Genomic DNA, 12,100 nt, shown 5'->3' with positions numbered 1-12,100 from the left:
AGCCGGACGCGGGTGCGGAGGTCCGGCTACTGGGTGGCGGCCGTCAGTAGCCGACGTCGAGGAAGCTGAGCTTCTGCAGTCTCTGGTCCCAGCTAACGGGCTGCTGCACGGCGACGCTGTTCTCCTCCCCGCCCGCCGACACCTGGATGCACAGCCTGCTGTTCTGGTTGATGAAGTGGTACGACTCGATCGTCCACGTCTGGTTGGCATTGAACGAGGTGCTGCACGTCGACTGGACGATGCGCGCGCCGGCCGCGCCGCTGGCCTCGACGACGGCCATGCACAGGCCGCTCCAGCGGTTCTTGAGGCGGTACCTGCTCGGCTCGGACTCCGGCTGGATCTCCTCGAACACCCACTGCTGGTCGGTCATGAGCTTGGTGCACGTCGCCTGCACGATCGAGGCGTAGCCGGTGCTGCTGTTCAGCGGCCGCAGGCACTTGCCGGTCTGCTGGTTCTTGAGCTGGTAGCCGTGGGTCCCGAAGTCGACGGCGGACGAGGGCGCGGTGAGGGCCGACATGGTGGCCGCGGCGGCGACGGCGACCGTGGCCGCCTTAACGACGAGGCTGCGCAGTCCGGGCATGGCAAATCTCCTGACGCGAGAGGTATGAGGGGACTCCGTGGGAGCGGAGTCCGCGATGACACGCGGGCCCGGACGGCGGGCCCGCGTGAACCAGGTCGAAGCTGATGACGAACGCGATCGGACGCGGACAGAACGCTCGCAGGGCTCTTCCTGCGGTGAACGTTCCCACCACGTCTGACAGACAGGATCGTAAGATCACGATCGGGCGGAACGGTGAACGACGGCGGAATCAGGCAGGAACCGTCCACGATCACCGGGGATACCCGGGTGCCGTACCGGCCGGGTGCACGCCCGGTGGCCGGGCCGCCGCCGACGCCACGGCGATGTGCGGGCGTCCGGTGATGGGGTGCGGGCCGACATGGGCGCGTACGCCGAAGACCTCCTCGATGAAGGCCGGGGTCAGCACCTCCAGGGGCGGGCCGTGCCCGGCGACACGGCCCTCGCGGAGCACGACGACCTGGTCGGCGTAGGCGGCGGCCTGGTCGAGGTCGTGCAGGGCGGCCAGCAGCGTGAGCCCGAGCGAGCGGATCAGGTCCAGGAGCAGGAGCTGGGAGCCGACGTCCAGATGGTTGGTGGGCTCGTCGAGGATGAGCAGCGGGGCCTCCTGCGCGAGCGCGCGGGCGAGCAGCACGCGCTGCCGTTCGCCGCCGGACAGGGTGGTCATCAGCCGGTCGGCGGCCCACTCCATGCCGACCCGCTGGAGAGCGGTGACGACCGCCGCCCGGTCGGCGGCGGTGTCGCGGTCGAGCGGGCGTTTGCGGCTGTGGCGGCCAGTGGCGACGATCTCGGCCGCGGAGAACCCCTCGGGCGCCTGACCGTGCTGGGGAAGGATCGCGCGGTGGCGGGCGGCCTGGCGGGGCCGCATCCGCCACAGGTCCTGTCCGTCGAGCCGGACGACGCCCGCCGACGGCCGCAGCGACCGGTAGACGGTACGCAGCAGCGTGGACTTGCCGCTGCCGTTGGGGCCCACCAGCGCGACGAACTCACCCGGGCCCGCGGTCAGGGTGACGTCGTCCACGATGGGACGTTCGTCGATGCGGGCGCTGACACCCGCGAGGTCAAGACGCATCGCCGCCTCCCCTCGCGCGGCGGCGCAGCAGCCACAGGAAGAACGGCACGCCCAGCCCGGTGGTGAAGATCCCGACCGGCAGCTCGTTCGGCCGGTCGGCGACGCGGGCCGCCAGATCCACCAGCACCAGGAACAGCGCCCCGGCCAGCAGCGAGACGGGCAGCACGCGGCGGTGCTCGGCGCCGACGACGAACCGCGCCATGTGCGGGACCATCAGCCCGATGAACCCGATGCCGCCGACGACGCCGACCACGGTGGCCGTCAGCAGCGACCCGGCGACCAGCAGCTCGATCCGCAGGACGGCCACCGGCACCCCGATGGCGATGGCCGCCTCCTCGCCCGCCGCCAGCGCGTTGAGCGCACGGGCCCGCAGCGCCAGCCAGGCCACGCAGAAGACGATGAGCAGCGCGGGAACGCCCAGGTCGGGCCAGGACGCCCCGGCCACGCTGCCCATCAGCCAGAACATGATGCCCTGCAACTCGGTGGGGTTGAGCTGAAGCTGGACGAAGGTGGTGGCCGCCGCGCACAGGTAGCCGACGGCGACTCCGGTCAGCACCAGCCAGGAGTCCAGCAGCCGCCCCGAGCGCTGCGACAGCAGGTAGACCAGCAGCGCCGAGAGCAGGGCGGCGGCGAAGGCGGCGCCGGTCACGCCGAACGCCCCCGCCAGCACGGTGCCGCCGAGGGCCGGGACGAGGACGGCTCCGAGCGAGGCGGCCGAGGACACGCCCAGGACGTACGGGTCGGCGAGCGGATTGCGTACCAGGGCCTGCAACGCCACCCCGGCCACCGACAGCCCCGCGCCCGCGAGCGCGGCCAGCAGCGCCCGCGGGGTGCGGATCTCCCAGACGACCTGGCTGAGCAGCGGGTCGGTACGCGCGCCGCGTCCGGTGACGTGCGCCAGGACCACGCCCCAGACCTGGCCCGGAGGGAGGTTGACCGAGCCGACGGAGACGGCGACGACCAGCGCCGCGATCAGTGCGGCGATCAGGGCGGCCAGCAGCAGCCCGGTCGCGGGGCCGGAGACGGGATGCGGGCGGCGGGACGGCGCGCGCCTGTCTCGCGCCGTCCCGGATGTCAGGGTGTCAGCCATCGGGGTGGATCACCTTGGAGAGCTTCTCCACGGCCAGGGCGTTGAGCGGGCCCAGGTAGACGCCGTCGGAGACCACCGTGTAGGTCCTGGACTTCGACGCGGCCCACTGCGGGTAGGCGGCGAACAGCTCGGCCGCCTCCTCCGCGCCCTTCTCCTGCGGCGTGAACAGCCCCACCACCAGGACGTCCACCTGGGCGGTGGCGAGCTGTTCCCGGTTGAGGGTGCGGGTGGCGTCGGAGGTCCGGCCGGCGAAGGCGTTGACCCCGCCGGCGGCCTTGATGACGTCGTCGTAGATGCCGCCGGTCATCACGGCGGGCAGGCCGTTGGCGTTCATCATGGCCATGCCGGGATAGGCGATGAGGACCTTCCTGGCGGGCAGGTCCGCCGAGCGGCGGCGTACGGTCTCGACCCGGGTCCGCAGCTCGCCGATCAGGTCGGACGCGCGCTGCTGCACGTCGAAGACCCGTCCGAGGAGGCCGAGGAACTCCAGGGAGCTGTTGATCGACTGGTTGCGGTAGGCGCGCTGCTCCTGCTCCGTCGCCTCGGGCTTGCCCAGCGCGCAGTTGACCGGGTTGACCAGCGAGGTGATGCCGGCCGCGGCGAGCTGCTCGCGGGTGGCGAAGCCCTGCTTGGCGTCGAACCCGCCGGACCAGGTCGACACCACCAGGTCGGGCTTGAGCTTGAGCACCTGCTCGGCGGGGACGTCGAAGTTCTTGTTCATGGTCAGCCCGCCGGTCGGCAGCGCCTTGATCCTGCCGATCATGGTGGGGTCGTCGGAGACGCCGTAGCTCTGGACGTTGGCCAGGACGGTCTTCTCCAGGCCCAGCAGGATGAAGCTCTCCACCTCGCCGACGCTGGTGCCGTTGAGGATCAGCACGCGCTGGGGCGGCCTGGCGAAGGTGACCCGCAGGCCGCAGTTGTCGAACGTCAGGGGGTAGACGGTCCGGGCGGGGGGCGAGGTGGCGAGGCCGGTGGCCGCGCCAGCGGCGCCGCCGGAGCCGGTACCGGCACCGACACCGGCGCCGCATCCGGCGGCGGTCAGGGCCACGAGGGCGGTCATGGCGGCGGTGAGACGGGAAGGGTTCATGCGTGTGCGCTCTCTGTGGGTCGAATCCGATCGAACGTGCGCACGCCGGCAGAGCGGTCCGGACGACCGGTGCGGCGGCGGCGAGGACCCGCAGGGCGAAAATGATCACGGCGAAACGACGCCGGGGCAGCGATGCGGCGCTGACGATCAGCGTCGTCTGTCAGCGTTGTTTGTCAGGGCATCGGCGCGGACGTACGGCCGAGCCCGCCGAGCAGGCTCGGATTCACCGGATCACGCGGCCACCGCGGGCCGGGCCACAGGCGGCCCGCGGAGCACGAGGACGTACCTGAGGAACAGTCGGACGCGCCCACCCTCGTCCCGGCGGGCACGCGTGATCGGCCGCGGCCGGGCGGGGACCGGTCCGGTCGCGAGGAAGCACAGCACCAGCAGCGGGCGCAGCACCCATCCCGCCAGTTGCCGCACCAGTGCGCACAGGGCCGCCTCCAGCCAGCGCAGCCACACGGAGGTGAGCAGCACGCTCGCCGCGTGCACCAGCAACATCCCGAAGCCGGGGAACGCGGCGGCATGCACATGGACCATGCCGTCCATGCCGCTCATGCCTCCTGTGCCGCCCGTCCCTGCCATCGCGGCCGTTTCCGCATGATGCGCCGCCACCGTTACCACCGCCTTCGCCTGCCGCTCGGTGCTCAGCGTGAGGAGGGTGTGCAGGATCACCTGCGACGCGGCCGTCGCGGGGACGATGGAGGCGAGGGTACGTTCGCGTCCGGTGAGAGCCAGCGCAGGGAGCAGGAGGAGCAGGAAGCCGCCCAGCGCCGCGTCCGGGTCGAAGGACCCTCCACCGGCCAGGTGCCCGAGCGTGGCCAGGGCCGCGCACGTGGCGGCGAAACTGGCCGCGCGCACCCACCGCACCACTGAGAACGGACCCATCGCCGCGATCCTCCCACACGGTCACCCGCGTCCCCGGATCAGGTGGCCCGCGCCAGGCCCCGCGAGATCAGCCGCCAGGGCCGGACACCGACGCGGCCGGACGTTCCACCGGTGGCGCGGCGGCGGGGCGCCGGGGCACGGCCAGGTACGACAGCAGCAGCCCGGCGGCGCTGAGCACGGCCCCGGCCAGGCCCGTCCAGCGCAGTCCCGCGGCGGTGACGACACCCGCGCCGATCACCGAGCCCATCGCGTGCGCCAGCATGAACGCGGCGACGTTGGCCGTGACCGCCAGGGTCGGGGCGGCGCCCGCGCGGGTCAGGATCAGGGACTGCAACGGAGCGACGGTCGCGGTGGCCAGCAGCCCGAGCGCCAGCACCGCTGCCGCCGCCGTCGGCTTGTGCACGACGGCCAGTGGCAGCACGGCGAGCAGCGCCGTAAGGCCCGCGAAGACACCCCGCAGCGTCGCGCCGGCCGACCGATCGGCGAGCCGCCCGGCGACGAGGTTGCCCAGCAGGCTGCCCGCCCCGTACGCCAGCAGCAGCCACGAGACCATGGACGGGGTGAACCCGCTCACCTGGATCAGCATCGGCGCCACGTACGTGAACACCACCCCGACCCCGGCGAACCCGACGGCCGTGGTGGCGACGCACACCAGCACCGGCCGCCCGGCCAGCACGGAAAGCTCCGCCGCGGCGCTCGCAGGCCGCGGCGCGACCCGCGGCAGCACGAACGCCAGCAGCGCCAGGCACGCCAGCGACAGCACGGCCAGCGCGGCGAAGGGGAACCGCCAGTCCACCCCCTGGCCGAGCGCCGAACCGAGCGGCACGCCGAGCAGACCTGCCACGGTCAGCCCGGAGGCCACGGCGGCGATCGCCGAGCCGGCCCGCCCAGGACGGGCCACGCCGGTGGCCACGATCAGCGCCAGCGCGAAGAACGTGGCATGCCCGATCGACGAGATGACCCGTCCGGCCAGCAGCATCGGGAAGTTCGGCGCCAGCGCGCTCACCATGCTGCCCGCCGCGAAGAGCGCCATCAGGGCGAGCATGAGCCCCTTGCGTGGCAGTCGTACGGTGGCGATCGCCACCAGCGGCCCGGCGATCACCGAGCCGAGCGCGTAGGCGGTCACCACCTGCCCGGCGGCGGCGACCGAGACCCCCAGGTCGGAGCCGATCTGGGGGAGCAGCCCGGCGGCCAGGTACTCGGCGGTGCCGACCACGAAGATGCTCATGCACAGTGCGGCGAGTACCGCGAATGGTCCTTTCATGCGGGGGACGTTAAGCTCTGACATCCATGTCAGAGTCAAGGGAGGGACGTCGTGCGGATCGGGGAGTTGTCACGTCGTACCGGGGTGCACGAGCGGTTGCTGCGCTACTACGAGCAGCAGGGCCTGCTGTGGCCGGAGCGGGCGGCCAGTGGCTACCGCTACTACCAGGATTCGGACATCGACACCGTCCAGCGCATCCGACGCCTGCTGGCCGCCGGGCTCAACACCGAGACCATCGCCCAGGTGCTGCCCTGCGTACGTGTCAGGGCAGGGGACCTGGTGCCCCTCTGCCCGGAGATCGTCGACGACCTGCGGCACCAGCGTGAACGCATCGCCCGCGCCATCGAGGAACTGCTGGCCTCGCGCGACCTGCTCGACGCCGTCATCGACGCCGGGCCCCTCCCCCTCTCGCCGCCGTCCGCCCACCCCTCGGCCTGACCCGCCCGCCCCTGTCAGAGCCTGCGCACATCACTGCGAAGCGCGCACTTCGGAGGGCACACTGCGGAGGGCTCCCTTCGGGGGCGCACTTTTGACGGCTCATCTTCGACGGCTCATCTTCGACGGCTCATCTTCGACGGCCGCGAGCCGGTTGCCTGGCGTCCTCCCTGCCGTCGTATTCCAGCCGGGCCCGTTCGACCTCACCCAGGTTGACCGACCAGTCGGAGAGCGCCGCGAACAGCGGTGCGAGGCTGCGCCCCAGGTCGCTGATCTCGTACTCCACCCGCGGCGGGACCTCGGGGTGGTAGGTGCGCACGACGAGGCCGTCGCGTTCCAGTTGCCGCAGTCGTTCGGTCAGCACCTTGGGCGTGATGGTGGTGATGCGGCGCTCCAACTCCACGAAGCGGTGCCGCCCGTACTGGTGGAGCGCCCACAGGATGGGAGTGGTCCAGCGGCTGAACACGATGTCGACCACCGGGGCGATCGGGCACGCCTGCTCCGGGGCGGGAGCCGTCGGAAGTGTGTCGTTGGTCACAACAGGCCCTTCATCTCATTACTTTCCTCTAGGTATCTACTATCACCGCCCTAGTAGCTTCCTTCGAGCGAGTCCACGGACATCGACTGACTGGGAGTGAACATGATCGTGGTGACGGGAGCCACCGGAAACGTCGGACAGCCACTCGTGCGCGCGCTGGCCGAGGCCGGTGCGCAGGTGACCGCCGTGTCGCGGAACATCTCACCGCGGCAGGCACCGGCCGGAGTACGCCATCACCGGGCCGACCTGGCTCGTCCTGAGAGCCTCACGCCCGCGCTCGACGGCGCCGCGGCGCTGTTCCTGCTGACCTCGGGCGACTTCGTGACGGCCGGTGGCGACATCGGTGGCGTCCTTGAGGTGGCGAAGGCGGCGGGAGTTCGCCGGATCGTCCTGCTGTCCTCCCAGGGCGTGGCCACGGGGAGCCATCCCTCGACGCTGGAGGACCCGCTGACGCGGTCGGACCTCGACTGGACCCTGCTGCGGCCAGGAGGGTTCCACTCCAACACGTTGCAGTGGTCGGAAACGATCCGCACCCGGCGGACGGTCGCCGCGCCGTTCGGCGACGTCGCACTGCCCACCGTCGATCCGGCCGACATCGCCGAGGTCGCGGCGGGGGTGTTGCTGGGCGCCGGTCACGTCGGCAAGGCGTACGTGCTGACCGGACCGGCGCCGATCTCCCCTCGCCGGCAGACGGCGCTGATCGGTGAGGCGCTGGGGGAGCCGGTCCGGTTCGTCGAGCAGAGCCGCGCGGAGGCTCGAGCTGAGATGCTGCGGTTCATGCCGGAGCCGGTCGTGGAGTCCACCCTCGGCATCCTGGGCACCCCGAAGGCCGCGGAACAGCAGGTCAGCCCCGACGTCGAGCGGATCCTCGGCCGCTCACCCCGCCCCTTCGCCGAATGGGCGCTCCGCAACGTGGCGGCCTTCAAGTAGCGCCGTCCCGTACGGCGGCGGACGGGTCACGGGTTTCGGCCCGCACCCGACGCTCTTCCCCGACCTCGCGGAGGGCCGGGACGTCGTGCGATCACGTCGACCGGGTGGCCGACCGGCTCACGGGCTGCGACCAGTGGATTCACAGCACCCGCGTACGGCGCGTGCGTGAGCGTCTCCTGGCAGGGCCGCAGATCCCGGGCAAGGACCTGAGGCCGCTCGGAGGCGGGTCAGACCCTGCAGGAAGACGCTCACCGCTCCCGTCACCGTCAGCGGCGGAACGAGCCGGCGTTGAACACCATGACCTTGTCACTGGGTGGGCAGGGACTCACGTCGCCCAGCTGGTCATCCTCCGCCGGCCACAGGTTGCCTCCGGCGTTGATCGTGTCGCCGTCCATGACCCGGCCGAAGCCGGGGATGTCCACGCCTCGCCGCTCGCCGTCGTTGACGGGGCGGGTGCCGGCCGGCCAGATCGGCGTGAAGAGTGCCTCCTGCCCGTCCCAGGTGGAGGAGACGGTCAGGCATCGGCCCTTCGCCTGGTACCTCAGGGTGCCGCCGACCATCATGTCGGCGCCCTCGGTGAGGGAGTGGACGACGATCGAGGGGTCATCGCCCGAGACGGCGAACCCGTCGGGGCGGGGCGTGGTCTCGCCGGACGCGGTCGCCCCCGTGCCGCCACCGCCGGCGCAGGCGGTGGCGGCCATCAGCAGCGTCGCGGCCAGCGCGACAATGGCATGGTTCATGCTGGCTTCTCCTTGCGCGTTGTCAGCTTCGTCTACAACCACGCGTCGAGCCGCCGAGCGGTTCACGCCGTGGCGGTCAGCGCTGCCAGACGTCGTAGCCTCGGTTCTGGTACAGGTAGGCGGGCGTGAACGCCGACTTCCCGCCGATCTTGCCGAAGTGGATGCCGTACGCGGTCCCGCCGTAATACCACGGTCCGCCGGAGTCGCCTCCCTCGCTGATGTTCTTGTCCATGACCACCATGTGCCTCTTGGTGCCGCTGGAGACGTCGCGGCGGGAGACCTTGCCACAGCTCGCGCCGGTGGTCTTGCCGAAGTGGCAGATGCGCGTGCCCACGGAGGGCATGCCCGAACGGGCGTCGGCGTACCTGGTCTTGTTCCAGTCGTAATAGAACGTGCGGGTCGGGGTCTTGGAGCCGACACCGTAGTAGGCGAGGTCGCCCCAAGCGCCGACATGCCACCAGACGCGGCTCACGCTGGTGGATCCTCCGTGGGTGCTGTGGTTGGAGTAGGTGCGACTGATGGCGCTCCGCCCGCAGTGGCCGGCGGTCCCGTGACGCTTGGTGCTGCTCGTGATGTACTTCAGGTTGAAGCCCGAGGTGCAGGTACCGAGCGTGCCGCCGCCCCGGATGTACTTGTCCTCCGGCTGCGACGCCTTGTCCACCATGGTGACCTCGACCTGGATCCCAGCCGCCAGCGCCTGCTGGGGCAGCAGGTCCTGGGCGGTGACGGGCGCGCTCGGCTGCGCTTCCACGACGACGGTTCCGGTGCGCACGTCGTAGGAGGTGGTGGCGTCCGCCACGGCGGGGTTCGCCAGTACGGTCGCGTGGGTGGTCGCGCCGGCGGCAGACAACTCCTGCTCGGAGAAGCCACGGTCGCCGACCAGATCGACGCGCACGGGAAGGGTTCTGGCGAGTTCGACCGCCTTGGCCGGGACGTCTGCCTTGAAGCCGAACCACGCGCTGTCGTCGTTCTTGACCGCTCCGGCGAATTCGGCGGGGAAGCCGGCTTCGAGTTCCGCGGCGACCTTCTCGAACTGCCCCTGCCAGGCGGTCGAGTCGATCGCTTCGGCCAGCCCGATTCCCTCGGCGGCGGCGATCCGCGCGAGGTCCTCGATCTCGGCGGCGTGCAGGTCGTCCACCATGACGTCGGGGGTGTCCACGGGACCGTCGGGCTGGGCGGAGGCCGCGACGACCTGGGTGGCGGCGGTGGTGCCGATGTAGTCCTTGACGGCCTGCTCCAGGGAGACTCCGCTCTGCGCGGCCTGCTGTTTGATGGCTGCCAGCGTGGGGCGAGTCGGCTTGGGCTGCTCGTGAGCGGCCAAGGTGACGCTGGACGAGCCGGGGTCGGCGAACGCGGGCCCGCCCGGTAAGCCGATGAGGGCGAAGGCGAGAACGGCGCCGACGCCGATGCGACCGGCATGTGAGAACGAGGACATACGCATACTCCTGCACTGTCGACGGAAAAGTCGGATTGATCTTTACGGTGACCGGCTTCCGTAGTCAAGTAGCTTTCGCAAAACCTCAGAGGCCCTTAATTAGCCCCAAGTCATGAATTGATCCCAATAACGACAGAAAAGCGAAGATTTGGAGCACTGCTAACCCCTGAGCCCGGCAGCCGTCCCTAGCGAACCCATAGCCGTCCCGTCAACTGTTTCGGCGACGGGCGCGCCGCGGACGGCGCGGATGACAGGTCGAGAAGGGCGAGCGCCGCTTCATGCGGGAGGGCACTTCACCATGGCGGGCAGGGCGTCCTGGAGTGCCGGCGAGATGAGAACGGGAGTGACGAACAGCACCGCGATCGGCGCGACAGCGGACCTCGAGATGATCGCGGACCCGTACGCGGCCACGCGGCCAGGCTGAGCAGGAGGTGAGCCGTCAGCGGCCACGGCGACGAAGACGTAGATCGGCGGACCTGCCCGCCCCGCTCGGGCCGAGGAGGCCGGTCACCCGGCCGGGCAGGACGGTGAAGCTGACGTCATCGACGGCCTTCTCGGCCCGCCTTGGCGCCCTGCCCGGCACGGTAGCGGTGCCAGTGCCGATCGGCCACCCTTGCTGCGACCTCGGCCGCGCTCATCTGGACGCCCTGCAGGTCGACCCGCCGGTTGCCCGCGATCGCCAGCACGTACCCCATCCGGCGCTCCTCCAGATCGGCGCGCAGGCGGGTCTTGGCCGTAGACCTCATCGCCGGTCATCCAGTGGGCGGGCACGCCTGCGTCGAGGGCGGCCAGCACCATGCGCGGTGGCCAGGGCGGGCTTGGTGGCGAAGCCGGTCTCGTCCGCGATCAGCACGCCACCGGGCCGAGCCGGTCGACGACGAAATCCCGGACGTCATCGCGGACCGCGTCGGCGTTCCAGCGGGCGGTGCGCAGCAGCCGCCGCAGAGACTGCGGGCCGTGCCGCCCGGCGTGTTCGGCCAGGTTCCAGCAGTTCTTGCGGTCGATTCGGCCAGCAGCCCGCGCACGTACGCGGTCGCGGTGCGGCCGGTTCTGCGCGGCCGAACCGGCCGGCGATCCGGGCCATCAGCTCGTTGAAGATGACCATCCAGCCGTCAGGGTCTACGCAGTGGCCCGCCGCCACCGCACGATCTTTGGCTGTCCTCACAAACTCCAAACGATCACGCGGTGGCCGTCACCATGTGGCCCCAACGCCTCAAGGTCGCGACGCGTCACTGGAGTACTGGTCCAGGGCGAGAGGCCCGAGATGCGATGACAAGGAGCGTGCACACCGCCGCGGGCCGGCCATCAAGCGGATGGTCAGACCTCGAAGAGCGTGAACTTCACGTCCCACAGGTCACCGAAGCTGATGCCGGTCCTGTCGAACAGAACGTCCATCGCCCACGTCTCGCCGTCCTTGCCATCAGGGTTCCGCTCCTCCGTCACGGGTTGACCGTTCGCGTAGTGCAGGGCGATGGCCTGATCGTCGATCCGTACGAGATGCAACTCGGTCCTGGCCGACCTCTCTTCCAGGTAGTCGGTGCTCGCGGACAGCCTGTGGCCGGAGTCGATGACCGCGACCCAGTCGCCGACCTGCGCCACGCACAGGTTGGGAAAACGCGAGACGGAGGTCGCGTCTTCGAACCCCATCGTGGTCTCCGTCGCCAGGAAGACGTCCGGCACCGCCCTGAACAGCTTGTCGGTCTTGACTGCCGCTACCTCTGAGTTCCAGCCCACGGGCGCAACCTGGCGATCGGCGATCTTTTCGTCAGGGAGTTCCGAGAAGGGCACTCACCGGGGACTTCGATGACAGGCTCCCCTTACGCTGCCCGGGTTATTCCGCGACGTCGGCAAACGCCTCTGTCGCCCACGCGAGCGCTCGCCGCCGTGCGGCCGCGTCCAGCGGAAGTATGCCTCCACGACCTCGTCACATGGAACTTGAGGCGGCGCGGGGCCCCGTGTGGGCCAGGATCGCCGGGACCACCACGTCCCACGTGGGGCGGGGGAAGATCTCGTGGCCGGTGCCCTCCAGGACGAGCAGTCGCGC

General features: G+C 70.8%; 12 protein-coding genes and 1 pseudogene. 2 read left to right on the top strand and 11 right to left on the bottom strand.

Translation table 11 applies throughout. The features are described 5' to 3' along the window. Positions 1–43 precede the first annotated feature (43 nt). From ACZ6S0_RS30085 to ACZ6S0_RS30060, 6 genes are all read right to left on the bottom strand, one after another. Entirely contained in the window at positions 44–580 is a 537-nt protein-coding gene (locus tag ACZ6S0_RS30085; RefSeq protein ID WP_344873101.1) for an RICIN domain-containing protein, read from the bottom strand. Positions 581–830: 250 nt separating this feature from the next. Continuing rightward, positions 831–1,649: an ABC transporter ATP-binding protein gene (locus ACZ6S0_RS30080; RefSeq protein ID WP_465922679.1), complete on the bottom strand. Its 819-nt coding sequence runs from the start codon at positions 1,647–1,649 to the stop codon at positions 831–833. Further along, complete coding sequence (locus ACZ6S0_RS30075) at positions 1,639–2,739, bottom strand: FecCD family ABC transporter permease (protein ID WP_465922678.1); 1,101 nt, start codon at positions 2,737–2,739, stop codon at positions 1,639–1,641. The genes ACZ6S0_RS30080 and ACZ6S0_RS30075 overlap by 11 nt, the downstream gene beginning before the upstream one ends. After that, positions 2,732–3,826: an ABC transporter substrate-binding protein gene (locus ACZ6S0_RS30070; RefSeq protein ID WP_465922677.1), complete on the bottom strand. Its 1,095-nt coding sequence runs from the start codon at positions 3,824–3,826 to the stop codon at positions 2,732–2,734. The genes ACZ6S0_RS30075 and ACZ6S0_RS30070 overlap by 8 nt, the downstream gene beginning before the upstream one ends. A gap of 231 nt (positions 3,827–4,057) precedes the next feature. Next, on the bottom strand, positions 4,058–4,714 hold the full coding sequence (locus tag ACZ6S0_RS30065) for a hypothetical protein (protein WP_465922676.1): 657 nt from the start codon (positions 4,712–4,714) through the stop codon (positions 4,058–4,060). Between the two features lie 67 nt (positions 4,715–4,781). Then, positions 4,782–5,978, bottom strand: coding sequence for an MFS transporter (locus ACZ6S0_RS30060; RefSeq protein ID WP_465922675.1), 1,197 nt, complete (start codon positions 5,976–5,978; stop codon positions 4,782–4,784). Positions 5,979–6,029: 51 nt separating this feature from the next. Here ACZ6S0_RS30060 and ACZ6S0_RS30055 point away from each other — a divergent pair, with 51 nt between their 5' ends. Beyond that, entirely contained in the window at positions 6,030–6,416 is a 387-nt protein-coding gene (locus ACZ6S0_RS30055; protein ID WP_465922674.1) for a MerR family transcriptional regulator, read from the top strand. Positions 6,417–6,543: 127 nt separating this feature from the next. Here ACZ6S0_RS30055 and ACZ6S0_RS30050 read toward each other — a convergent pair whose 3' ends face one another. After that, the gene (locus ACZ6S0_RS30050) at positions 6,544–6,951 is read right to left on the bottom strand and encodes a winged helix-turn-helix transcriptional regulator (RefSeq protein ID WP_465922673.1); all 408 of its coding nucleotides are present in this window, start codon (positions 6,949–6,951) and stop codon (positions 6,544–6,546) included. 102 nt (positions 6,952–7,053) lie between these two features. On the opposite strand from ACZ6S0_RS30050, the gene ACZ6S0_RS30045 reads away from it, so the two are divergent. Then, positions 7,054–7,881 (top strand): NAD(P)H-binding protein, encoded by an 828-nt coding sequence (locus tag ACZ6S0_RS30045; protein WP_465922672.1) that lies wholly within the window; start codon positions 7,054–7,056, stop codon positions 7,879–7,881. Between the two features lie 266 nt (positions 7,882–8,147). On the opposite strand, the gene ACZ6S0_RS30040 is transcribed toward ACZ6S0_RS30045, so the two are convergent. The 4 genes and pseudogenes from ACZ6S0_RS30040 to ACZ6S0_RS30025 form a co-directional block, all read right to left on the bottom strand. Continuing rightward, entirely contained in the window at positions 8,148–8,621 is a 474-nt protein-coding gene (locus ACZ6S0_RS30040) for a hypothetical protein (RefSeq protein ID WP_465922671.1), read from the bottom strand. Positions 8,622–8,697: 76 nt separating this feature from the next. Beyond that, positions 8,698–10,056: a S1 family peptidase gene (locus ACZ6S0_RS30035; RefSeq protein ID WP_465922670.1), complete on the bottom strand. Its 1,359-nt coding sequence runs from the start codon at positions 10,054–10,056 to the stop codon at positions 8,698–8,700. A 554-nt stretch (positions 10,057–10,610) separates the two neighbouring features. Continuing rightward, positions 10,611–11,140 (bottom strand): annotated as a pseudogene (locus tag ACZ6S0_RS30030) (transposase); the annotation flags it as partial. Between the two features lie 233 nt (positions 11,141–11,373). Further along, positions 11,374–11,790, bottom strand: a complete 417-nt coding sequence (locus ACZ6S0_RS30025; protein WP_465922669.1) for a hypothetical protein — start codon at positions 11,788–11,790, stop codon at positions 11,374–11,376. Positions 11,791–12,100 lie beyond the last annotated feature (310 nt).

The sequence above is a fragment of the Nonomuraea sp. NPDC051298 genome (assembly GCF_055586305.1).
This window is presented reverse-complemented; position numbering and strand designations above follow the sequence as displayed.

Coding starts and splice junctions, on each gene's coding strand:
- ACZ6S0_RS30075 (WP_465922678.1), bottom strand. CDS start 2,739: ATGGCTGACACCCTGACATCCGGGACGGCGCGAGACAGGCGCGCGCCG.
- ACZ6S0_RS30065 (WP_465922676.1), bottom strand. CDS start 4,714: ATGGGTCCGTTCTCAGTGGTGCGGTGGGTGCGCGCGGCCAGTTTCGCC.
- ACZ6S0_RS30035 (WP_465922670.1), bottom strand. CDS start 10,056: ATGTCCTCGTTCTCACATGCCGGTCGCATCGGCGTCGGCGCCGTTCTC.
- ACZ6S0_RS30040 (WP_465922671.1), bottom strand. CDS start 8,621: ATGAACCATGCCATTGTCGCGCTGGCCGCGACGCTGCTGATGGCCGCC.
- ACZ6S0_RS30070 (WP_465922677.1), bottom strand. CDS start 3,826: ATGAACCCTTCCCGTCTCACCGCCGCCATGACCGCCCTCGTGGCCCTG.
- ACZ6S0_RS30080 (WP_465922679.1), bottom strand. CDS start 1,649: ATGCGTCTTGACCTCGCGGGTGTCAGCGCCCGCATCGACGAACGTCCC.
- ACZ6S0_RS30045 (WP_465922672.1), top strand. CDS start 7,054: ATGATCGTGGTGACGGGAGCCACCGGAAACGTCGGACAGCCACTCGTG.
- ACZ6S0_RS30085 (WP_344873101.1), bottom strand. CDS start 580: ATGCCCGGACTGCGCAGCCTCGTCGTTAAGGCGGCCACGGTCGCCGTC.
- ACZ6S0_RS30060 (WP_465922675.1), bottom strand. CDS start 5,978: ATGAAAGGACCATTCGCGGTACTCGCCGCACTGTGCATGAGCATCTTC.